Genomic DNA, 22,798 nt, shown 5'->3' on the forward strand with positions numbered 1-22,798 from the left:
CTCTTGTCAGGTGAAGGGGTCAGCGGGCGATGGTCTGTGTACGCCAGATCTTCTTCTGCAGCTGCAGGATCCCGTACACCAGCGCCTCGGCGGTCGGCGGGCAGCCCGGGACATAGATGTCCACCGGCACCACGCGATCACAGCCGCGCACCACAGAATAGGAGTAGTGGTAGTAACCACCGCCGTTGGCGCAGCTGCCCATGGAGATCACCCACTTGGGGTCGGGCATCTGGTCATAGACCTTGCGCAGCGCCGGGGCCATCTTGTTGACCAGGGTGCCGGCGACGATCATCACGTCGGACTGACGCGGCGACGGGCGGAACACCACACCGTAGCGGTCAAGGTCCAGGCGCGCCGCACCTGCGTGCATCATTTCGACCGCACAGCAGGCCAGACCGAAGGTCATGGGCCACATCGAACCGGTACGTGCCCAATTCAGCAGGGCATCGACGCTGGTGGTGACAAAGCCCTTTTCCAGCAGCGGGTTGTCGCCTTCCGGCCGCAGGATGTCATCAACCCGCCCTTCCGGGACAGGATTGGTCATCAGGCCATCGAGAGTCTGAATCACTCCCATTCCAGCGCTCCCTTCTTCCAGACATAAATGAAACCGAGGAACAGCATGCCGACGAACAGGCCCATGGTGACGAGCGAACGCGCGCCAAGCTCCATGAAGACCTGCGTCCACGGCACGATGAAGATGATTTCCAGGTCGAAGACGATGAACTGGATCGCGATCAGGTAGTAGCGCACGTCGAACTTCATGCGTGCGTCTTCGAAGGCTTCGAAGCCGCACTCGTACGGCGACAGCTTTTCCAGATCGGGGCGGCGGGGACCGAGGAATCGACCAACCAGCATCAGCGTAATGCCGATACCGGTGGCAACGATCAGAAACAGCAGAGACGGCAAATATTCGGCCAGCACAGCGATTCTCTCTTGCCTCTGCCGCTGCGCCTGCAGGCGCTTTGGCATGGGGGAGTGGACGGGAATCTGCCTGGCGCCTTGCGCGCCAGACGAACCCGCTTTACTTACTAAATGGTGCCCAAGAGGGGACTCGAACCCCTACGACCTAAGTCGCTACCACCTCAAGGTAGTGCGTCTACCAATTCCGCCACCTGGGCAAACGATCACATCAGACTATCTTCCCGATGCGCCGCGTATTGTAACCGGCTTCAGTCTTTCTGGGAGCCTTCCGAAGGCTTTTCTTCACCAGAAACCGAAGATTCCGCCTGAGCCGGCACAGTTGCGGCCGGAACCGGGGCGGCCGGGACCGCATCAGCCTTCGGAACGGCCGGCAATTCGCCCGCCGGAGCGGCCGGAGCACTGGCCGCCGGGGCAGACATCAGACCCAGATCCTGTTCGGCGGCCGGGCGGTTGCCATGGCCGGCGTACCAGGCCATGAAGAGGCTGATGCCGAAGAACACCACGGCCAGCCACTTGGTCGACTTGGACAGGAAGTTGGACGCGCCACGCGCACCGAACACGGTCCCCGAGGCGCCAGCGCCAAAGCCCGAACCTGCCGCCGCACCCGAGCCACGCTGCATCAGGATCAGCGCGACCATGGCTACGGCAACCAGCACGTAGACGACATTGAGGATCAACATCAGCATTGGAAATCCGCCCTCGGACTAGAGTGCCGGCGGCTAGCCGGCAACCGTAACTAATTGTTTGCCGCCGCCTCTGCGATGGCCAGGAAGTCGGCGGCCACCAGGGAGGCACCACCAACCAGCCCACCATCGACATCCGGCTGCGCGAACAGTTCCCCGGCATTGTCGGGCTTCACGCTACCGCCGTAAACAATGGGCAGTGAATCAGCAATTCTAGCATCGATGCGCGCGACTTCGCCACGAATGAACGCGTGCACCTGCTGCGCCTGCTCCTTGGTCGCGGTACGGCCGGTTCCGATCGCCCAGACCGGCTCGTAGGCGACCACGGCATTGGCGAAGCCTTCCGCCCCGACAAGCTCCAGCACCGGGGCCAGCTGGCTGGCGATGACCGACTCGGTCTGCCCGGCCTCGCGCTGCTCAAGGGTTTCACCGACGCACAGCACCGGCACCAGGCCGGCGTGCAGGGCAGCAGCGAACTTGCGCGCGACCAGCTCACTGCTCTCGTTGTGGTACTGGCGGCGCTCGGAGTGGCCGACCAGGCCATAGCGGGCACCCACCTCGTGCAGCATGGCTGCGCATACCTCACCGGTGTAGGCGCCCTTCTCGTTGCTGCTGACGTCCTGTGCACCAAAGGCCAGGCCGGTGTCGCCGAAGTCTTCGACCAGCTCACCCAGGTAGGGCATCGGCGGCAGGATCACCACCTCCACCCCGCGCTTCGGCAGCCCGGCGGCGACCTGCCCCAGCAGTTCGGTGGCGAATTGACGGCTGCCGTGCAGCTTCCAGTTTCCAGCGACGATCTTGCGGCGCATGAGCGGGTGGCTCCTGTATGAACTCAGCCGCCCATGATACCCGCTACGGCAAAAAACCGTTTCTTTGTAAGCGGTTACATGGATTTTCAGCCAACGGCGCAGCCCCTCGTGGCGGGGTTTGGGCTGGGTTGGTCGCGGAAAGCCCGGTGGGATCTGGGGGTTGGCCGGGCGGGTGGGACTGGCGAGGGACGCCGTGAACCCATCCCTGGGGGCTTGGCCGCGGCATCCATGCCGCGGACACCCTCGCCAGCCCCACCCGCCCGGCCCCTGACACATTCCGGCGGTTCCGCCCGCCACGGAAAGAAAAAAGAAGATCAAGAGCAGAAACCGAGCTCCCTGCCCCGCTTCGAGGCCTGACAGATCTCATCCACGCATGACGTGGATGGATCGTGTCGACCAAGGTCGACACCTACCAACAGCCGCGGGAAATTGTCGGGGGTGGGGCGGCGTGGGCTGGCAGGACCGTTGGCGCCATGGATGGCGCCATCGAGCCCCCAGGGATGGGTTTACGGCGTGTCCTGCCAGCCCACACCGGCCCGCCCAACCCGCAGAAACCCGAAGCCGCTTTGGCTTTGGCTTTGGCCTCTGCGGGTGCAGGGTGCAACCCTGCCGAACACCCTCCGCTGCGCTGGCCGGGCATGGCCCGGCGCTACCCGTAATGAAAAAGCCGCCTTTCGGCGGCTTCTTCATTACTTCAGCTTGATCTCGCGCAAGCGCTCTTCGAGGAAGCCGTGCGCGGTGATCGGCTCCGGGTACCGGCTCGGATTCTCCTCGCTGATGCACGAGGGCAGCACGTCGATCAGGAAATCCGGGTTCGGGTGCAGGAAGAACGGCACCGAATAGCGCGGCTGGCGGGCCAGCTCGCCCGGAGGATTGACCACACGGTGGATGGTCGACGGATACACATGGTTGGTCAGGCGCTGCAGCATGTCGCCGATGTTGACCACGATGGTGTCCGCGTCCGAGGTGAACGGCACCCAGTCCCCATCATGCGACTGCACTTCCAGGCCTGCCGCGCTGGCACCGACCAGCAGCGTGATGAAATTGATGTCGCCATGTGCACCGGCACGCACGTTCGGGATGTCGTCGGTGGTGATCGGCGGGTAATGGATCGGGCGCAGGATCGAATTGCCGAAGTTGGTCTTGTCGGCGAAGAAGTGCTCCGGCAGGCCGATGTGCAGGGCCAGGGCCGACAGCACGCGCGAACCCAGGTTGTCCAACGCCTGGTACAGGCCGTAACCACGCTCACGGAAGCCCTCGACCTCGGACGGCCACAGGTTCGGCGCCATCACGTCCCGGTACTTGGAGTCGTCGGCGATCTCGCGGCCGATGTGCCAGAACTCCTTCAGGTCGAAGTGCTTGGAGCCCTTTGCGGTCTCCACACCGAACGGGGTATAGCCACGGGCGCCGCCGCTGCCAGCCACGTGGTACTTGCGCTTGGTCTCATCCGGCAGTGCGAAGAAGGCCTTGAAGACGTCGTAGGCCGCATCGATGTCGGCCTGCGGGATGCCGTGGTTGCGGATGCCGGCAAACCCCCATTGGCGATATGCCGCCCCCAGCTCGGCCACGAAGGCGTCGCGGTCACTGTCGAAACGGGTGATGTCGAGGGTGGGGATCTGGCTCACAGCGGTTCCTGGCTTGTCGTTGAGTCGGTACGGGCCCGCCATGTCATGGCGACCGATCTGAACATTGTGACAGATAGATCGGGGCACGCCACCGACACACTGAAACAAACCGATACAATGCGCCACCCGCGCGCGGTTTAACGACTTCGTCACGCCGGGAAACGCCACCCGTTACCCCATCCCAACCCGCCTTCTCCATGGACGCCGCCCTGCCCGACGCCACCGCCGCCGCTCTTCCCGGCCCCGCCCGACGCTGGCGCAGGCTGGCCTGGTGGTCCCTGTTCATCGCGGCCAACGCGGTGCTGGCCGCGCTCATCGCGCTGGGCAACGTTCCGCTGCGCGACAACCCCGGCGGGACACTCGGCCTTGCCTATCTGGCGATTGCCCTGCCCGGCCATCTGCTCGCGTTCGGCGCACTGGCCGGCCTGCTGCCGCTGGCCATCGGCCTGTGGCCGCGCAGCGCGCGCGCGCTCAGCGTGTCGGCGGTGATATGCCAGGGTCTGTGGCTGTGCCTGCTGCTGGTGGATGCCAAGGTGTTCGCGCTGTATCGCTTCCACCTCAACGCGATGGTCGCCAACATGGTGTTCGGCGGTGCCCTGCAGGATCAGGTGAGTCTGTCCTGGAAGACCTGGCTGCAAGCGGCTGCCATGGTATCGGCGATCTTCGCCGCGCAGGGCCTGCTGGCCTGGGCCTGCTGGAAGCTGCTGCCCGCAGCGCCGCGGCGGCGGCGGGTACTGCAGGCCTGGGCGGTGATTGCCCTGCTGATGGGCGGCGGCCAGGTCGCCACTGCCTACTACGATGCGCTTGGCGAACGCGCAGTGATCAGCCAGTGGAATTACCTGCCATGGGCGCAACCGATCACCGCCAAGAGCGCGATGCGCCGCTTCGGCGTGGTCAGCCAGCAACAGGTCGGCCTGCCCGACCCGCGCCATGCCCAGCTCAACTATCCATTGCAGCCGCTGCGCTGCCAGAGCCACCAGCGGCCGAACATCCTGATGGTGGTGCTGGAGTCGTTGCGCCATGACGTGCTCACCCCGCAGTTCATGCCCAACGCATCGGCACTGGCCCGCTCCTCGCGGGTGTACGAACATCATTTCAGCACCGGCAACGCCACCCGCTATGGCCTGTTCGGCCTGCTGTATGGCCTGCCGGGCGGCTACTGGCCCAGCATGCTCGACGAACAGCGTGGCTCGCAGCTGTTCAAGGTGCTGGGACAGCAGGGCTATGACCTGCATCTGTATGGCAGCGCGCCGCTGTACAGCCCGGAGTTCGATCGCACTGCGTTCGCCGATGTCCGCGACCAGCTGCACCAGGGACCGTCCGAACTGACGTCCGACGGCCGCGATGCCGCCATCGTCGCTGGACTGCAGAAGGACATCCGCGCCAGCCAGGCTGCGCAGCGCCCATGGTTCGGTTTCGTGTTCCTCGATTCCACCCACGCGCCTTACCACATGCCGGCCGGCTATCCGCCGCTCGCCACGCCGATGGCCGATGCCATCGATTTTCTCAAGTTCGGCCCCGAGCACGATCCAACGCCGGAATTGAACCGTTATCACACCGCGGTGCATTACGCCGACAGCCTGATCGGATCACTGCTGGATGATCTGCGCGCACAGGGCCTGGACCAGGACACGATCGTGCTGGTGACCGGTGACCACGCCGAGGAATTCAACGACCTCAAGCTCAACTACTGGGGCCACAACGGCAACTTCTCCAACTACCAGTTGCAGGTGCCCTTCGTGCTGCATTGGCCCGGCCAGGGTGGCGGCCGCGACGCGCGGGTCAGTTCGCATGAAGACTGGGTGCCGACGCTGATGCGCCACGGCCTGGGCTGCGAGAACGCATTGACCGACTACAGCACCGGCCATGACCTGCTGGCTGCACCGACCGGCAAGCGCGCGCTGGTGGTGGAAAGCTGGTCGCAGCGCGCGGTGCGCAATGGCGAGGCGATCTACGTGTTCGACAAATTCGGCAATGCCACCGCGCTCGATGCGCGCTACCGCCCCCTGCCGCAACAGACCCCCGACGCCGCCAGCCTCCGCGCGGCATGGGAAGCGCTGACGCGCTTCCGCAACCGCTGAATCCAAGGACCGATCCACCATGAACCGTCCGCTGCGCATCCTGCATACCGAAGCCGCCAAAGGCATGGGTGGGCAGGAGATCTACATTTTCCGCCACATGCAGGTGATGCGCGCGCGCGGTCATGACGTCGCCCTGCTGTGCCAGCCGGACGCGCGCCTGGCCACCCGCGCGCGCGATGATGGCTTCACCGTGCATACGCTGCGCATGGGCGGCATGGGCCGGCTGCTGCGCGGCATCTGGTCGGTGTCACGGCTGGTGCGCCGCGAGCGCTACGACGTGGTCAACACCACCAGCCGTCGCGATGCATTGATTGCCGCCGCGGGTGCACGCCTCGGCGGCACACCGCTGGTGGTGCGCTCGCGCCACCTGATGAGCCCGGTGAATTCGCTGCTGACCTACACCGGCCTGCCGCACCGGGTCATCACGGTAAGCAACTTCGTCAAGCAACTGCTGGCGGACCGCGGAATTCCCGCCGACCACATCGGCATCGTGCCGCCGATGGCGGTTTCTCCAACCGGCATCGACGCCGCGCAGGAGCCGTCCTGGCAGGCGCTGCAGGAGACGCGTTCACGCGTGCGCGCCGAGCTCGGATTCGACGAACAGGACATCGTGGTGGGCTGCGTTGCCGTGCTGCGCGAACCCAAGGGCCACGCCGAACTGCTGCAGGCCATGGTGCCGCTGTGCAAGGCCAACCCCCGCCTGCATCTGGTGGTGGTCGGCGATGGCCAGGCCGTGATGCAGCGCCTGCAGGCCACCTGCGCCGAACACGAGCTGCAGCGCCAGGTCCATCTGCTGGGCTTTCGCAGCGATGCCAGCCAGTTGATGCCCGGCTTCGACATCTTCGCGCTGGCCACACACAAGGAAGCATCGGGCACGGTGTTCCTGGAAGCGGCACAGGCGGGCCTGCCGATCGTGTCGCACCGGGTCGGTGGCGTGCCCGAAATGCTGGTGGAAGGCAGCAATGCCATCCTCACCCGGCTGGGTGACAGCGCCGCCCTCACGGGCGCGCTGCGGCTGCTGGTGGACGATCCCGAGCGTCGCCGGCAGATGGGACGTTCCGGCTGGGACTGGATCCGCAGCGCAAAGCGTTTCAGCCCCGAAGGCCACGCTGAAGCCACCGAACACTACTACCACCAATGGATGAAGGAGCTGGGTCATGGCTAATGCCAGAACCGTACCGGTGCTGATGCATCATCACGTCAGCAACTCGCCCGGCATGATCACGGTGTCGCCGGAAAATTTCGAAAGCCAGATCGCCTGGCTGGCGCGCACCGGCTGGACTTCGTTGACGCTGGACCAGTACGCCGGCTTCCTGGCCGGCAAGCCGGTGCCGCGCAAGTCGATCGTGATCACCTTCGATGATGGCTACCTGGACAACTGGGTCTACGCCCACCCGATCCTGCAGAAGTACGGCATGCACGCGGTGGTGTTCGTGGTGACCGGCTGGATGCACGAGGGCCCGATGCGCCCGCATGCCGGCATCACCGGTGCCACGCTGCCGGAAACGCCCGAGCATCGCGCCTGCGAAGACCTGATCTACAAGCAGGGCCGCAGCGACGAAGTGATGATGCGTTGGAGCGAAGCACGTGCGGCCATCGAGGCCGGCACCTTCGAGATCCATTGCCATACCCACACCCACACGCGCTGGCTGCGCCGCCAGGACCTGGACCGCGCCCAGCGCCGTGCCGGTATCAGTGGCGACCTGTCGAAGGCCAGGGAAGTGCTGCTGGAGAAGCTGGGCGAGGTATCGGACACGCTGTGCTGGCCGTACGGTGATTTCGACCAGGACTACATCGAAGTGGCGCGTGAGCAGGGGTTCCGCTACCTGCATACCACCCATCCGTTCGGACGCAACGTGATCGGCGGCGATCCCGAGCGCATCTACCGCTTCGCCATCCGCAACCGGCCGGCAAGCTGGCTGCGCAAGCGCATCGCGTGGAGCTACAACCCGCTGATCGCACCGCTGTTCAATGGCTTCAAGGCGCGGCAGAAGAAGATGGTGCCGGGACCGTGACGGCGCTGCCAGCACTGGGTTGACACGGCTTCGGCAAGGAAGCTCCAACAGAGTGGAAGGACTACAGGAAATGAACGTTCTGGTTACCGGCGGTGCGGGATTCATCGGCTCCCATACGTGCGTGGAACTGCAGCAGCAGGGCCATACGGTGGTCATCGTCGACTCGCTCTGCAACAGCGACGCCGGGGTGATCGATCGGATCGGCAGCATCACCGGCACCACACCGTTGTTCGTACAGGCCGACGTGCGCGACCGTGCGCGGATCACCGCGGTGCTGCGCGAGCATTCGATCGATGCGGTGCTGCATTTTGCTGCGCTGAAGTCGGTTGGCGAATCGCGGCAGATGCCGCTGGACTACTTCGACAACAACATCAGCGGCACCCTTGCCCTGCTCGGCGCCATGCGCGATGCCGGCGTGGGCACGTTCGTGTTCAGCTCGTCTGCAACCGTGTACGGCGACCAAGACCATTGCCCGGTGGCCGAGACGGCCTCGACCTGCGCCATGACACCCTATGGCCGTTCAAAGCTGGTGGTGGAGCAGCTGCTGTCCGACCTGGTCAGTGCCGATGCAACGCTGCATGCGGCAACGCTGCGCTACTTCAACCCGGTGGGTGCGCATTCAAGCGCTCTGATCGGCGAGCTGCCGCACGGAACCCCCAGCAACCTGATGCCCTACATCGCCCAGGTCGCTGCCGGCCTGCTGCCCGAAGTGCAGGTATTCGGCGATGACTACCCGACCTGCGACGGGACCGGCGTACGCGACTACATCCATGTGGAAGACGTGGCGCGGGCCCACGTGCTGGCGCTGCAGTACCTGCGCGACAAGCGCCGCAGCATCACCCTGAACCTGGGCACCGGGCAGGGCCACAGCGTGCTGGAACTGATCAAGGCCTTCGAGCAGACCATCGGCCGGCCGATTCCGTTCCGGATCACCGGTCGCCGCACCGGCGACATCGCGGTGAGCTTTGCCGACCCGTCCCTTGCCCTGCGCGAGCTGGGCTGGACCGCGCGCCATGGCCTGGCGGACATGTGCCGCGACACCTGGAAATGGCAGACGGCGATGCCGCGCAGCGCCTGATACCTTGCTTGCGCCAGACAGCAACATGGCCGCACAGGCGGCCATGTTGTCGGTTCGATCCAGCGACAGGGCTCAGGTCGCAGCCGCTGTCCTGACCGCCGCCGAAAGCCGATCCAGGGTGTCCTGCATCAACGTCGCGTCATCGGCCTCGACCGTGACCCGCACCACCGGCTCGGTGCCGGAGGGACGCAGGAAGGCACGCCCGCGACCGGATACCGCCTGCTGCGCTTCGGTCAGCGCAGCCTGCACGCTCTCGGCCTGCACGGTGGCCTTGGCCGAGACATCGCCGAGGCGCACGTTGACCGTCTTCTGCGGCACCTTGGACAACGGCTGCAGCGCTTCGCGCAGGTTCTTTCCCTGCTGCTTCAGCGCCACCAGCACCTGCAGGGCACTGACGATGCCGTCACCGGTGGTGGCCCGGTCCAGGCACAGCAGATGGCCGGACGCTTCGCCGCCGAGCACGCCGCCCCCCTCCACCAGCGCCTGATGCACGTAGCGGTCGCCGACGTTGCTGCGCTGGAACGGAATCTGCAGTTCGGCCAAGGCCTTTTCCAGACCGAAGTTGCTCATCAAGGTGCCGACCACCGGCCCGCGCAGACGACCTTCGGCCTGCCACGCGCGCGCCAGGATGTACACCAGGTCATCGCCGTCGACCGGGTTGCCGCGGTCATCGGCCATCAACACCCGGTCACCATCACCGTCGAAGGCGATGCCCAGGTCGGCGCGGGTCTCACGCACCTTGGCAGCGAGGTTGTCGATGTGGGTCGAACCGACGCCGTCGTTGATGTTGACGCCATTGGGTTCGGCACCGATGCCGATGACCTCCGCCCCCAGTTCGCGGAACAGCAGCGGCGCGATCTGGTAGGTGGCGCCATGCGCGCAGTCGAGTACCAGGCGCACGCCGCGAAGATCGAACGAGCGCGGCACGCTGGACTTGCAGAACTCGATGTAACGGCCGACGGCCTCGCGTGCACGCGAGGCCTTGCCGAGCTTCTCCGAAACGGCCGTGGTGAACGGCACGTCCAGTGCAGCTTCCAGCGCCAGCTCGGTGGCATCGTCGAGCTTCTCGCCCTGGGCGGAGAAGAACTTGATGCCGTTGTCGTAGTGCGGATTGTGCGACGCGCTGATGACGATGCCCGCATCCACGCCGAGGGTGCGGGTGAGGAAGGCAACGGCCGGGGTCGGCATCGGGCCGAGCAGCTGCACGTCAGCACCCGCAGCGACCAGCCCGGCTTCCAGCGCGGCTTCGAACATGTAGCCGGAGATCCGCGTGTCCTTGCCGATCACCACGATCGGACGGCGCCCATCCTGGCCACGCTGGGCGACCAGCACGCGGCCCAGGGCGTTGCCCAGGCGCAGCACGAAATCAGCCGAGATCGCGCCTTGGCCGACCCGACCACGGATGCCGTCGGTACCGAAGTACTTGCGGCTCCCCATCAAACCTCCTCCGGTGCCGGCTCGCGGCGCAGCATCGCCAGCAGGTCGGCCAGGCGGTCGCGCAGTTCACGGCGGTCGCAGATCTGGTCGATGGCACCGTGTTCGAGCAGGAACTCCGAACGCTGGAACCCTTCCGGCAGCTTCTCGCGCACGGTCTGCTCGATCACGCGCGGGCCGGCGAAGCCGATCAGTGCGCGCGGTTCGGCGATGTTGATGTCGCCCAGCATCGCGAACGACGCCGACACACCACCGGTGGTCGGGTGGGTCAGCACCGAAATGTACGGCTGTCCGGCTTCACGCAGTTTGCCCAGCGCGGCCGAGGTCTTGGCCATCTGCATCAGCGAGAACAGGCCTTCCTGCATGCGCGCGCCACCGCTGGCGGAGAAGCACACGTACGGTGCGCCGATCTCGGCGGCGGTCTCGGCGGCGAGGGCGAAACGCTCGCCGACCACCGAACCCATCGAGCCACCCATGAAGGCGAAATCGAAGGACGAGGCCACCAGGGGACGGCCCTTGAGCAGGCCGCGCATGGCAATCAGCGCGTCGTATTCACCGGTGTTCTTCTGCGCGATCTTGATGCGCTCGCCGTACTTTTTCTGGTCCTTGAACTTCAGCAGGTCGGTCGGCCCCAGGCGGGCAGCGATCTCGGTGGTGCTGTCGGCGTCGAACAGCGCGGCCAGGCGCGCACGCGCACGGATGGCCATATGGTGGCCGCACTTCGGGCAGACCTCCAGATTCTCTTCCAGCTCCGGACGGTACAACGCACTGCCGCAGTTGCTGCACTTTTCCCACAGGCCCTCGGGGACGCTGCGCTTCTTGCTGGGGGTGTTGTCGGTGCGGATGCCAGACGGCATCAACTTGCTGAGCCAACTCATGCGGGAGGACACTTCCGTTCAGGGCGGCCCGGGGGCCGCAAAGGCGGACAGTCTAGCTCCGCTTTCCCTGCCCGTGCACCCCCTGCCCGGCCTTGGCCCCGATGGAAAAAACCATGCTGGGACGTACGTTTAGGTGTTGGGTAGTGCCGGCCGCTGGCCGGCAGCGCTTGCACGCGGGCGGGTACGGAGGGTGCCGGCCAGCGGCCGGCACTACCGTTACGCGTCGAGCGCCTGCCGCAGCGGGGCCAGGAACGCAGCGGCGCGCTGCGCTGCATCCTCGGCAGTAGCCGCTTCGGCCAGCACCGCCACCAGCGCGCTGCCGACAACCACGCCATCGGCCTGGCGGGCCATGGCCGCCGCACTGGCTGCGTCCTTGATGCCGAACCCAGCCACCACCGGCACGCTGGCCTTGGCCCGCAGCGCCTGCAGACGTGCACTGGCCGCGTCGCTGTCCAGTCGTTCGGAGGCGCCGGTGACACCGGCAAAGCTGACGTAGTAGAGATAGCCGCGGGCCAGCGCCAGCAGCTTGTCGGCGCGCGCCTCGCTGGTGGTCGGCGATGCGAGCAGAACCAGCGCCAGACCCGCAGCGTCGAAGGCCTGCTGGGCTTCGCCGGCTTCTTCCGGTGGCAGGTCGACCAGCAGCACGCCGTCCACGCCAGCGGCCACCGCCGCGTTGGCGAACGCCACGTAACCGTGGATCTCCACCGGGTTGAGATAGCCCATCAGCACTACTGGCGTCTGCACATCCTGCTCACGGAACTGCGCCACCGCCTGCAGCACATAGCGGGTGCCTGCGCCGCGGCCCAGCGCGCGCTCGGAGCTGCGCTGGATGGTCGGGCCATCGGCCATCGGATCGGAGAACGGCACGCCCAGTTCGATCACATCGGCACCGGCCCCGACCAGCGCGTGCATGACCGGCACCGTGGCTTCCAGGGACGGATCACCGGCGGTGATGAAGGGGATCAGGGCCTTGCGCTGCTGCTGGCGCAGGCGCAGGAAACAGGCATCGAGTCGGGATACGGACATTTCAGGCACACCCTTCAATCAGTTCAATCGCTTCACTGGTTCCCCAGTACATCTGGGTAACCTTCCCTTCAAACAGTTCCAGGCGGATGCCCAGGTCGGAACCCGGGTCCTGCCAGGTGAGGTATTCCCCCTGGTCGTCCAGATAGGCATGCGGCTCGGAAACCGGCGCGCCGGGGAACTGCGCCAGCGCCTGTGCGCGGGTCATGCCGATGCGCAGGCCGTACGGGCCAGGCTGGGCGACTGGTGTTTCGGCATCCTCATCCTGATCCAGGTCGAAGCGGACGATGCGTCCATCGTCGACCATCATCGAAACGCCCGGCGGCAGCCCTTTGCCGGTGAAGTACTCGCAGGTCTCGATCGCGCCCTGCGACTCCCACGAGCCGAGGTGCTTGACGTCGCTCATGTGCTGGCCAACCAGCACGTCGCCGGCGTGGTCCAGCGCCACCGAAGCCACTGCCGGTGCGTCACCGTTGCTCGTGCCTTCCGCGGACGGCGGATCGACGATGGGCGTGCGCGCCATCGGGTCAAGATCATCGTTGGCGGCCGGCTGCTGCACAGGCTGCGTAGTGGCTTTGGCAGCCGGCGCAAGCACCGGTGGTTCCGGTGGCTGACACGCGGCCAAACCGAACGCCAGCAGCAGTGCGCTGCTCCTGCGAAGCAGCGCGCTCACAGCACCAGGCCTTCGCGCGCAGCGATGGTATGCACGTCCTTGTCGCCGCGGCCGGAGAGGTTGCACAGCACGATCTGGTCGCGCGGACGCCCGCGCGCAAGTTTCATCGCCTGTGCCAGCGCGTGGCTGGACTCCAGCGCCGGCAGGATGCCTTCGGTGTGGGCCAGCAGGTGGAAGGCCTGCAACGCCTCTTCGTCGGTGATGCCGAGGTAACGCGCGCGGCCGCTGTCGGCCAGGAACGCGTGCTCAGGGCCGACGCCCGGGTAGTCCAGGCCGGCCGATACCGAATGGGTCTCGATGATCTGGCCGTCGTCGTCGCACAGCACATAGGTGCGGTTGCCGTGCAGCACGCCCGGACGGCCGGCGGCGATGGAGGCTGCGTGGCGTCCGGTGTGGATGCCATCGCCGGCGGCTTCAGCGCCGACAATCTCGACCTCGCGGTCGTTGAGGAAGGCATGGAACAAGCCGATCGCATTGCTGCCGCCGCCGACGCAGGCGGTGATCGCATCGGGCAGGCGACCGTACTCGGCCAGCATCTGCTCGCGCGCCTCACGGCCGACGATGGCGTTGAAGTCGCGCACCATGCGCGGGTACGGGTCCGGACCGGCAACCGTACCGATGATGTAGAAGGTGTCCTGCACGTTGGTGACCCAGTCGCGCATTGCCTCGTTGAGGGCGTCCTTCAGGGTGGCCGAGCCGGAGGTCACCGGCACCACCGTCGCACCGAGCAGCTTCATGCGGTAGACGTTGATCTTCTGCCGCTCGATGTCGGTGGCGCCCATGTACACCACGCACTCCAGGCCCAGCCGCGCGGCGACGGTGGCACTGGCCACGCCATGCTGGCCGGCGCCGGTCTCGGCGATGATGCGCTTCTTGCCCATCCGTGCAGCCAGCAGCGCCTGGCCGATGGTGTTGTTGATCTTGTGCGCGCCGGTGTGGTTCAGGTCCTCACGCTTGAGCAGGATCTGCGCGCCGCCGACGTGGTCGCTGAGGCGTTCAGCATGGTAGATCGGGCTTGGCCGGCCCACGTAATGGGCCAGATCGCGGTCATAGGCCAGCTGGAACGCCGGGTCCTGACGGGCCTGGTCATAGGCCTGGGCCAGTTCCTGCAGCGGGCCGACCAGGGTTTCGGCGACGAAGCTGCCACCGTAACGGCCGAAGTGGCCCTGGGCGTCAGGGAATGCGTGGAAATCGGCAATGGGAGAGGCAGGCATGGAGACGACCGGTCGTTCAGACAGGTGGATACTCTAGCGCACGGATTGTGTCCGGAAAATGGATATTATCTGGCATATCCCGTCAGGAAATCTCACATGAGCACGTCACTGCTGCCGCCGCTGAATGCCCTGCGGGCATTCGAGGCCACCGCACGCCTGGGCGGCGTTGGCCGCGCTGCACAGGCCCTGCATGTGACCCATGGCGCGATCAGCCGCCAGCTGAAGCTGCTGGAAGACCATCTGGGCCTGGCCCTGTTCCAGCGTGCAGGCCGCGGCCTGCGCCTCACCGCCGCCGGCACCCGCCTGCAGGAAGCCTGCAGCGATGCCTTCAGCGGGATCGAGGACTGCGTGCGCGCATTGCAGCGGCCAGCGGCTTCGCCGGCGCTGGTGCTGGGGTGCAGCGGCAGCGTGCTGGCGCGCTGGATGATTCCGCGGCTGCCGGCCCTGCAGGCGGCCCTGCCCGGCGTGCACCTGCAGTGGTCGGCCCTGGATGGCAGCTTCACCGAGACGCAGGCCACTCTGGATGCGGTGCTGCTGCTGGCGCAGGGGCCGTGGCCGCGCGGCTGGCAGGTACGCGAATTGGCACCGGAACGGGTGGGCGTGGTGGTGGCGCCCTCGCACCCGGCGGCGCATCGGCTGCGCCATGTACCGCCGTCGGCCCTGCTGCAGGAAACGCTGTTGCATACCAGTTCGCGGCCGCAGGCGTGGCCGGCGTGGGCGCAGGCACATGATCTGGATCCAGGCCAGCTGCAACTGGGCACCGGCTTCGAACACCTGTACTACCTGCTGGAAGCGGCGGTGGCGGGACTGGGCCCGGCGATCGCGCCCGAGCCGCTGGTGGCAGAGGATCTGGCCGCGGGGCGGCTGCTGGCACCGTGGGGGTTTGCCGCGACCGGCGGATTCTGGGTGCTGGCGCGGCCGGACGGTCCTGTCGATGCGCGCGTGGACGCGCTGGCGGACTGGGTGGTTGGGCAGTTGCGTTGAGTGCGAAGGCCGAGCGCGGGCTCGGCTCTACAGAAGGACCAACCGGCAGCGATCGAGCACGCTCGATGCTGCCAAGCGCTATCAAGGTGCCGTCGGCGCCGCCAGGCGTTGCTGCAGATCCTCGCGCAGGCGCGACAACTCGACTTCGGCCTGCTGACGCTGCTGCATGCCCTCGCGATGGATGCTGCGCACCTCTTCGACCGTGGCGATCAGCTGATCGTGCACATGCCGCAACGTGGCCACGTCGATCACGCCGCGCTGGTTGCTGCGTGCAGTGTCCACCGAAGCCTGGCGCATCAGGTCTGCATTGCGTCGCATCAGCTCGTTGGTCGCATCATCGATCGCATTGGCCAGTTCGGCCGCGTTCTTCTGCTCGCCCAGCGACAACTGGATCGCGAACTGGCGCTTCCACGATGGGATGGTGATGTCGCGGACGGTGTTGAACTTCTCGATCAGCTGCAGCGCATTGGCCTGGATCAGGCGGATCATCGGCAACGACTGGTCAGCCGCGTGCTGCATCAGCTGCAGGTCGGAGACGCGCTTCTCGATCAGGCGGATCGCATTGTCGATCTCGCTCTGACGGATGCGCTGCTGCGGGTCTTCACTGCCCTGCCCCAGCAATTGCTCGGACTGCAGCTGGGTCAGGCGTTGCTTGCCGGCGGCGGCATACAGGCCCAGGGCGTGACGTTCCTCGCGGACGATGTCATGCATGCGGTCGAAATCGGTCACCCGCTTGCCCATCAGTGCCTGCTGCGCGCCGACGTCGCCGAGCAGCTGTTCGATCTGCGAATTGGTATCGCTGAACTTCTGCACCAGTTCGCCCTTGGAGGAGCGCAGGCGATCGATCAGGCCACCGATCAGCGGCACCTTCGAGCGTTGGGAAAAACCATCCAGCTTGAGCTCGCGCGCGATGCGTACCACTTCGCCGAGCTTCTCGCCGTTGGCGTCGAGGTCACGATTGCGCACCTGGTCCAGCAACTGGCTGGAGAAGGCCGTCGTCCGTGCGGCGGCTTCACGGCCGAACACCTGCAGGTTGCCTGGGCGCAGATCTTCCAGCTCGCGGCCGATTTCGGCGATGCGCGGCAGGTCGTCGCGGACCAGGCCGAGGGCCTTCAACGTGCTGTCATCAAGTTCCGGAGCAGGCGTGGTGGCGGGCACGAGCGTGCCGGAGTTCTGGCTGTCCTGGGTCATCGGGCAGTGTCCTTGCGGTGGATATGCGGCAGCGGCGGCCGGCTCAGGGCAGTCTAGCCTGAGCAGCGGCCACTTCGTCGTCGATCTGGGCCTGCAGCGTGGCTGCCTGCGCGGCCTGCGCAGCCTGGGCCTGTGCCTGGCCAGCCAGCGCGGCTTGGCGCCAGGCCGGCAGCAGGACATCGTGGATGCGGACGAAGCGCTGCAGCAGGGCTTCGTCCTGCTCCTGCAGCAGCTGCCATTGCCCGCTTTCGATGCGCCGCAGCGTGGCCAGCCGCTGCAGGTGGTCCACACGCGGCGCCAGCGCGGCCTGCGCAGCGCCTTCCAGGCTCGCCAACTGCGCGGCGCCGAACGTGGCCCAGGCCTCCAACGCGGCGGCAGCCGCGTCGTTGTCGATGATGGTCTGGGCACGCTGCTGCACACGCTGGGCGAGACCCTGTGCCTGCTCGCGTGCCTGCAGCACCAGCACGCCCAGCTGCGCCTGCAGCTCCTGCGCCTGCGCTTGGCGTGCAACGTCGCGGCCGAGCAGGCGCCCCCACCAGCTCTCCTGCCGCCGCAGGCGCGCAGGATCACTGGCCTGCAGGGCCAAGGCGATCCGCGCCAGCGCAGCCACCAGTCCTTCGCCGCCCGCGTCGGCCTGCAACGGTGCCGGCTCGGCCAGTACCTGCAGCAAGGGGCTGCCGTACACGGCCAGCGCGGCCACATCGACGCGCGCAGGAAGCGTGGGTTCGGGCAGGGAGCGCACGCAGGTCACGGCAGTGGCGGCGGCCGTGGGCCGTCATCAGCCATCGTTTCCGGCGGCAATGACTCACCGTAGAAGTGGCGCATCAGCGCTTCGTCCAGCGCACGTTCTTCCGGAGTCGCTGCACGACGCACGCGCGGGCGACGACGCGTGTCGGTCGTGGCCACATCGGTCGTTACCTGCTGCCGTGCCCACCCGGCAAACGCCGCCAACGTCTGCGAGAGCTGCACCTGCTGTTCCTGCGAGGCGACCAGCAGCTGCAGCAGCGGTGCCAGACCGGCCTGCAGGTCTTCGGCCAATGGCGTGGCTGCGGGCTGCGGTGCGGCAGCCGCCGGCGCGCTGGCCGGCCGTGCATCCGCCAGGCGCTGCAGTGCCGCCAGCAGGGCCGGCCATGGTGCAGGCTCGGGTGCGGCGGCTACCTCCGCCGGCGCTGGCGGCAGCTGCAACGCGCTGGCGATGTCGGCCAGCTGCGCGACCACGCGCCCACCAACATCGCTGTCACCGGCGCCCATCGCCTTGTTGCGCAGGAAATCGCGCTTGATCTGCGCCCAGCGTTGCGCGCGCTCGTCATCCAGTACGCCACGCAGCTCGGCCAGCTTCAGCAGATTTTCTTCGGCACCGGTGGTCAGCAGCTGCGCTTCGCCCAGGTAGTGATCGGAGATCAACTGCTGCAGCTCGTCGTCATTCATCACCGGCGAAATCTTCTCCGCCAGCTTGTTCATGTTGCGGTAGCTGCCCTGCAGGCGGAACGGCGGCTCGGTGCGATAGCGGTCGTCCTGTGCGGCGCTGGCGATGTACTGCTGGTTGACCCTGTAGACCACGTCGCGCACGCGCAGCATGCGCTGCAGGGTGGCGGTGATTTCGTTGACCTCGGCGCCACTGTAGGCATGGCTCAAACCATTGCTGGAGACATCCTTGCCCATCGCGCGATCGACCAGCAGGTACAGGTCGGCCATCTCACGCGTGGCCAGCGGCGCCAGTACCGGATTGGAGGTCAGGCTGTTCTCGATGTAGCTGAGGGTGAAGGCCGCTTCCATGCCGCCGAGCACGTCGCCGAGGTTGTAGATGTCGGCACGGTTGGCCAGCATGTCCGGGATCTTGAACACTTCGCCGGACTCGGTGTACGGGTTGCCGGCCATGACCACGCAGAACTTCTTGCCACGCATGTCGTAGGTGCGCGTACGGCCGCGCCACACGCCTTCGATGCGACGCGTGCCATCGCACAGCGAGATGAACTTCTGCAGGAACTCCGGGTGGGTGTGCTGGATGTCATCGACATACAGCATGGTGTTGTTGCCCATCTCCAGCGCCAGGTTGAGCTTCTCCAGTTCCTGCCGCGAGGTCGCGTCCGGCGCCTGCTGCGGATCCAGCGACCGCACTTCGTGGCCCAGCGCCGGTCCATTGATCTTCATGAAGACCAGGCCGAGGCGATGCGCCACGTACTCCATCAACGTGGTTTTGCCGTAGCCGGGCGGCGAGATCATCATCAGCAGGCCCATCAGGTCGCTGCGCTTGTTCTCGCCAACGGTGCCCATCTGCTTGGCCAGGTTGTCGCCGATCACGCCGAGATACACGTCGTTGATCAGCTTGTTGCGCACGAAGGACGACAACGGCCGCGCCTTGAACTCCGACAACCGCAGGGTTTCGCGCTCGCGGCCGATGATGCCCTGGCGCACCGCCTGATAGGCATGGAATGCTGGAACGAAGGACTGCAGGTGGTGCTGCATTCGTGCCAGGAAATCGTCCAGCGACACGGTCAGGCTGCCGTTGTGGATGCGGGCATGCTCGCCCAGCAGGCCACTGACCTCCGCCTGCAGCGGTACATCGGTGGCACGCGTGCGCAGCTGTCGCTGCACCAGCAGCAGTGCCGCTGCTTCTTCGACATAACCGGCGTGCGCCGACTGTGCCGGCAGCCCGGCGAGCGCCCGCAGCCATTGCCCGGCCAACGCCCAGCGCGTGGCAAGCGGATCCTGCGAGCGCTGCAGCGCACGCTCAAGCGCATCCCGTTGGCCGGCCTGCTCCAGCTGCTGCGACAGCGCGTCCAGCAGTGCCTGCGCGTGGCGGCTGCTGCTGAACACCGGCTCGCCGGCGACCAGTTCTTCGCCCAGATACGCCGCTGCAGCATCGGCGGCGGCGGCGTCGAACGGCAATGCATGGGTCTGTGCATAGTCATGCAGCGCCTTCGCCATTTCCGCGCGCAGCGCCTGACGTCCCTCATCGGAACCGAACAGGCGCGCGATGGCCTCCGCGCCGGCCTGCCGGCCGGGCCACTGCGCCACGGATTCATCGCGTTGCCGCGCTGCCCAGAACAGCAGCGCCAACGCACGCACGTGGGGCGAATGCCGCAGCGGGCCGGCGGCCTGCTGCAACGGCAACAGCGCGCGCAGGATCAGGGCGGCGTCATGGTCATGGATACCGCGCTCGTACCCCTCGCGGTAACGGGGCGCGGCAAACGCGCGGACCCGCTGGTCCAGCGCTTCGGGTTCGGCCGCATCGTGCTGCAGCTGGGCCAGGTCCAGGCCATCCCGGCCCTCCTCCGCAGCCAGCAACAGGCACCCGGCCAGGTATTCGCCGCGGTAGATCGCTGCCGATTCCGAATCCAGGGTGACCTGCCAGAACGGCTTCAGCGCATCCAGCTCGGGATCGTGCAGGGTCTCCAGGAAGTCGGTGCCGGTGAGATGGATGGCAAGGGTTTCGCCACGCGGCAGCAGGGTCAGGTCCAGCGCCTGGGTGTTCACGCTGAATCGATGGCGCGGACCAAGGCGGACCACGTTGCCGCCGGCCTCGTACAGGTCGCTGCGGTCACGCAGCTGGCGCACAGCCTGGTCGCGCACGCCCTTCAGGCGCGCCTCGACATCGTCGGCCTTGACGTTGTCGCGCAGCGCACGCAGGCGCTCGGCCAGTTCACGCAGCTTGAGGATCAGCGGATCGCCGGCGAAGAACGCATTGAGTTCGTCGGCCGTGCCGAACCGCTCGGTACGCTTGCCCAGGCCGTCGAGGATGCGATTGGCGGCATCAAGCACCGAGTGCGCCTTGCGCTGGCGATCATCCAGCAGGGCCTGCTTGTGGGTGTCAAAGGCCTCGACCAGCTCTTCGCGTTTGCTCAGGATGTCGCCTAGGAACTGCTCATGCTCGCCGAACTGGCTCTCCAGTTCTTCCAGCTGTACCAGCAGGCGCGACAGCTGTTCGTCGGCACGCTCAGGGTCGCTGGCCATCGCCAGCGCGCTGGTGATCGATTGCGAGAACAGGGCGAACTGGGCGGCGAACTGGGCCACGGCTTCGGCCGAGCCCAGCGACCTTCGGCGCTGTTCGGCGCGCGCGCGCGCCTGGTTCAAGCGCCCGTACAGCAGCGAGATGGATTCGACCACGCGGGTACGCGCGGTCGCATCGTCGACCTTCAGCCCGGCCATCAGCTCGGACAGCATGTCCAGATCACCGGCCATGCCGCGCAGGCCGTCCAGCTGTTCATCCAGCTGGCGTGCACTGGCGGCCTGCTGTGCGGCCTCGTCCAGCGCCTGCATGCGGGCGGTCAAGGGAGCCAGGGCCGCATCGCCGGCAAGGAAGGCACCGGTGGCGAGGCCGACACGGTCGTGCGCCTGCACCAGCTCGGCGGCCATCGCCTCGATGCGCGCGGTATCGATGTAGCGCAGTTCGCGGATCGTCAGCAGTCGACCACGCAGCGCGGTGATCGCATTGAGCGCCTCGACGAAGGCCTGCACCTCGTTCCAGTTTTCCGGCTGCAGCCGACCCAGCAACGCCTTGTGCGTGGTCTCGGCCTCGGCCATCGCCTGCGCCGACTGCTGGCGGATCGACTGCACTTTCTCGTATTCGTCCAGCACCGATTCGCCGGTGGCGCTGATCTGCCGCAGCAACGCTTCGGCGCCATCGCAGGCCTCGTCGCCCAGCCAATGATGCGCATCGAAAAGCCGCCGGGTGTCGGCCACCAGGCGCTGGTAGCGCTGCACCGATACATCCTGGCCGTCGATTTCGCGCGCCAGGTTGAACAGGTTGGAGATGCCACGCACCAGCTCGGCGTTGCCGATGCGGCCCATGAAGGTATTGCCGGGCGGACGGCTGGCGGCGAACTCATCGCTGCTGAAAGGCGTCTGCCAGACCTGCATCGGATGGATGCGGGTCGGCTCGGTGCCTTCGGCATGGAACAGCACCATGCGCCCATCCTGCATGAAGGCATAGCCGTGGCCGAACACCGGGTTCTGCAGCACGCGCTGGATGGTGTTGTAGACGAACAGCGCCGAACGCCCACCCTCGCGTTCGTAGAAGATGTACAGCACGTCCTCGCCGTTGGGCGAACGGATGCTGCGCTTGAACTGCATGCCATCCATCGAGGCGTCGAACGCCTTGTGCTCGCCACCCTGCAGGTAATAGCCACCGGGGAAGATGATGCCGTGGTCTTCGGGCAGCTGCACGCACGCCTGGACGATGGCATCGTTGCGCACGATGTCGCCGGTGAGCGTGTTGTAGATCAGCCCGCGCCATTCGGTTTCGCGATACGGCAGCACTTTCAGCAGCACCAGCGAGCCGACCCGGGCAAACTCGAACTGCGCGTCGTCCAGCGACTGCGTGCTGTCTTCCACCGGTTCGCTGTAGATGCCCTGCCCGGTTTCGGTGTTGTTCTCCACCTTGATGGTCAGATCACCACCGGTGGTCTCCACGAACAGGGTGTCGAGGATGTTCAGATGCGAATGGCGGCCGTTGACAGCGAGGTCGCGGGTGGCGCGGGTCCATTCGAAATCGAACGGCGGTGGCAGCGCTATGTCGCGCTCGCCACGGGCGTCGAGGTAGGTCAATTCACCATCGCGTGCCAGCGCCCAGCGGAACACGCGCACGTCGCTGCTGCGCTCGCCGATCTGGAACGAGGCCAGCAGCTTGTCGCCCACCACGATCAGCTGCAGCAGGCGCGCATGCTTGTAGTAGGCGTACAGCTCGTTGAAGTCATGCACGAAGCCGGGCTGGTCGAGGAAACTGCCCTTCAGCTCCAGCGCGGCGACGTCGTAGCCCTCAGTGCCCTGTACCAGCCGGTACAGGCCGAACACATCTTCGATGCGGGTCTGGGTCTTCAGCCCGATGAACACGTTGTAGCCGAACAGCAGGCGGTCCGGGCCGACCTGGACGATGTCGCGGCCGACGCAGTTGTTCTCGCTACGGATGCGGAAGCGGCCGACCACCTCCAGGCGGCTGTCGCCGAACTCGGCCAGGCGCTGGCGGTTCAGCTGCTCGGCAACGGCCTGCAGGCGCTGGCCCTGTTCGCCAAGACGGCGCCGCAGGACTTCATAGGCGCCGCCCTGGGCAACGGCCTGGTCGACGGTATCGCCGGCAGCCTCTGGCACGACGGACTCGGTGGACGGTTTGGTTTCGGACATCAGCAGGTTTCCGGCTCACGGACGGCCGGCCGTCGATGCGGCCGGCACGGGTGGGCGATGGCGATGGCC

General features: G+C 66.5%; 18 protein-coding genes and 1 tRNA gene. 5 read left to right on the plus strand and 14 right to left on the minus strand.

What is annotated here, in order from left to right; translation table 11 throughout:
• Positions 1–19 precede the first annotated feature (19 nt).
• The 6 genes from CR156_RS12655 to CR156_RS12680 form a co-directional block, all read right to left on the minus strand.
• Positions 20–574: a NuoB/complex I 20 kDa subunit family protein gene (locus tag CR156_RS12655; RefSeq protein ID WP_089236302.1), complete on the minus strand. Its 555-nt coding sequence runs from the start codon at positions 572–574 to the stop codon at positions 20–22.
• Complete coding sequence (locus CR156_RS12660) at positions 565–921, minus strand: NADH-quinone oxidoreductase subunit A (protein ID WP_005414075.1); 357 nt, start codon at positions 919–921, stop codon at positions 565–567. The genes CR156_RS12655 and CR156_RS12660 overlap by 10 nt, the downstream gene beginning before the upstream one ends.
• A 112-nt stretch (positions 922–1,033) precedes the next feature.
• Positions 1,034–1,118: transfer RNA gene (locus tag CR156_RS12665), tRNA-Leu, on the minus strand.
• 51 nt (positions 1,119–1,169) lie between these two features.
• On the minus strand, positions 1,170–1,607 hold the full coding sequence (secG, locus tag CR156_RS12670; protein ID WP_089236303.1) for a preprotein translocase subunit SecG: 438 nt from the start codon (positions 1,605–1,607) through the stop codon (positions 1,170–1,172).
• A 50-nt stretch (positions 1,608–1,657) separates the two neighbouring features.
• On the minus strand, positions 1,658–2,413 hold the full coding sequence (gene tpiA / locus CR156_RS12675; RefSeq protein ID WP_100553097.1) for a triose-phosphate isomerase: 756 nt from the start codon (positions 2,411–2,413) through the stop codon (positions 1,658–1,660).
• A 689-nt stretch (positions 2,414–3,102) separates the two neighbouring features.
• Positions 3,103–4,080, minus strand: coding sequence for an isopenicillin N synthase family dioxygenase (locus tag CR156_RS12680; RefSeq protein ID WP_100461028.1), 978 nt, complete (start codon positions 4,078–4,080; stop codon positions 3,103–3,105).
• A 155-nt stretch (positions 4,081–4,235) separates the two neighbouring features.
• Here CR156_RS12680 and CR156_RS12685 point away from each other — a divergent pair, with 155 nt between their 5' ends.
• The 4 genes from CR156_RS12685 to galE all read left to right on the plus strand — a co-directional run bounded on the left by CR156_RS12685 (position 4,236) and on the right by galE (position 9,212).
• The gene (locus CR156_RS12685; protein ID WP_243381815.1) at positions 4,236–6,119 is read left to right on the plus strand and encodes a DUF3413 domain-containing protein; all 1,884 of its coding nucleotides are present in this window, start codon (positions 4,236–4,238) and stop codon (positions 6,117–6,119) included.
• A gap of 19 nt (positions 6,120–6,138) precedes the next feature.
• Positions 6,139–7,284 carry a glycosyltransferase family 4 protein gene (locus CR156_RS12690; protein ID WP_100553098.1) on the plus strand — a complete coding sequence of 382 codons (1,146 nt, stop codon included), beginning with the start codon at positions 6,139–6,141 and terminating at the stop codon, positions 7,282–7,284.
• A complete protein-coding gene (locus tag CR156_RS12695) occupies positions 7,277–8,134 on the plus strand; it encodes a polysaccharide deacetylase family protein (RefSeq protein ID WP_100553099.1) in 858 nt (285 codons plus the stop codon). The genes CR156_RS12690 and CR156_RS12695 overlap by 8 nt, the downstream gene beginning before the upstream one ends.
• A 70-nt stretch (positions 8,135–8,204) precedes the next feature.
• The gene (gene galE / locus CR156_RS12700; protein WP_100553100.1) at positions 8,205–9,212 is read left to right on the plus strand and encodes a UDP-glucose 4-epimerase GalE; all 1,008 of its coding nucleotides are present in this window, start codon (positions 8,205–8,207) and stop codon (positions 9,210–9,212) included.
• A 72-nt stretch (positions 9,213–9,284) separates the two neighbouring features.
• Here galE and glmM read toward each other — a convergent pair whose 3' ends face one another.
• From glmM to trpB, 5 genes are all read right to left on the minus strand, one after another.
• Positions 9,285–10,649 carry a phosphoglucosamine mutase gene (glmM, locus tag CR156_RS12705; RefSeq protein ID WP_100553101.1) on the minus strand — a complete coding sequence of 455 codons (1,365 nt, stop codon included), beginning with the start codon at positions 10,647–10,649 and terminating at the stop codon, positions 9,285–9,287.
• Positions 10,649–11,524: an acetyl-CoA carboxylase, carboxyltransferase subunit beta gene (gene accD, locus CR156_RS12710; RefSeq protein ID WP_089236309.1), complete on the minus strand. Its 876-nt coding sequence runs from the start codon at positions 11,522–11,524 to the stop codon at positions 10,649–10,651. The genes glmM and accD overlap by 1 nt, the downstream gene beginning before the upstream one ends.
• A 216-nt stretch (positions 11,525–11,740) precedes the next feature.
• A complete protein-coding gene (gene trpA / locus CR156_RS12715) occupies positions 11,741–12,550 on the minus strand; it encodes a tryptophan synthase subunit alpha (RefSeq protein ID WP_100553102.1) in 810 nt (269 codons plus the stop codon).
• A 1-nt stretch (position 12,551) separates the two neighbouring features.
• The gene (locus CR156_RS12720) at positions 12,552–13,220 is read right to left on the minus strand and encodes a hypothetical protein (RefSeq protein ID WP_100553103.1); all 669 of its coding nucleotides are present in this window, start codon (positions 13,218–13,220) and stop codon (positions 12,552–12,554) included.
• On the minus strand, positions 13,217–14,434 hold the full coding sequence (trpB, locus tag CR156_RS12725; RefSeq protein ID WP_100553104.1) for a tryptophan synthase subunit beta: 1,218 nt from the start codon (positions 14,432–14,434) through the stop codon (positions 13,217–13,219). The genes CR156_RS12720 and trpB overlap by 4 nt, the downstream gene beginning before the upstream one ends.
• A 96-nt stretch (positions 14,435–14,530) precedes the next feature.
• Between trpB and CR156_RS12730 the strand changes: the two genes are divergently transcribed.
• Positions 14,531–15,418, plus strand: a complete 888-nt coding sequence (locus CR156_RS12730; RefSeq protein WP_100553105.1) for a LysR family transcriptional regulator — start codon at positions 14,531–14,533, stop codon at positions 15,416–15,418.
• An 81-nt stretch (positions 15,419–15,499) separates the two neighbouring features.
• Here the strand turns inward: CR156_RS12730 and CR156_RS12735 are convergent, their stop codons facing one another.
• From CR156_RS12735 to CR156_RS12745, 3 genes are read right to left on the minus strand one after another with little or no spacing between them, the layout of a single operon-like run.
• A complete protein-coding gene (locus tag CR156_RS12735) occupies positions 15,500–16,609 on the minus strand; it encodes a toxic anion resistance protein (protein ID WP_100553106.1) in 1,110 nt (369 codons plus the stop codon).
• A gap of 43 nt (positions 16,610–16,652) precedes the next feature.
• The gene (locus CR156_RS12740) at positions 16,653–17,351 is read right to left on the minus strand and encodes a hypothetical protein (protein WP_243381817.1); all 699 of its coding nucleotides are present in this window, start codon (positions 17,349–17,351) and stop codon (positions 16,653–16,655) included.
• A 5-nt stretch (positions 17,352–17,356) separates the two neighbouring features.
• Positions 17,357–22,729 carry a DNA repair ATPase gene (locus CR156_RS12745; RefSeq protein WP_100553108.1) on the minus strand — a complete coding sequence of 1,791 codons (5,373 nt, stop codon included), beginning with the start codon at positions 22,727–22,729 and terminating at the stop codon, positions 17,357–17,359.
• Positions 22,730–22,798 lie beyond the last annotated feature (69 nt).

The organism is Stenotrophomonas lactitubi, from assembly GCF_002803515.1.
Taxonomy (GTDB): Bacteria; Pseudomonadota; Gammaproteobacteria; order Xanthomonadales; family Xanthomonadaceae; genus Stenotrophomonas; species Stenotrophomonas lactitubi.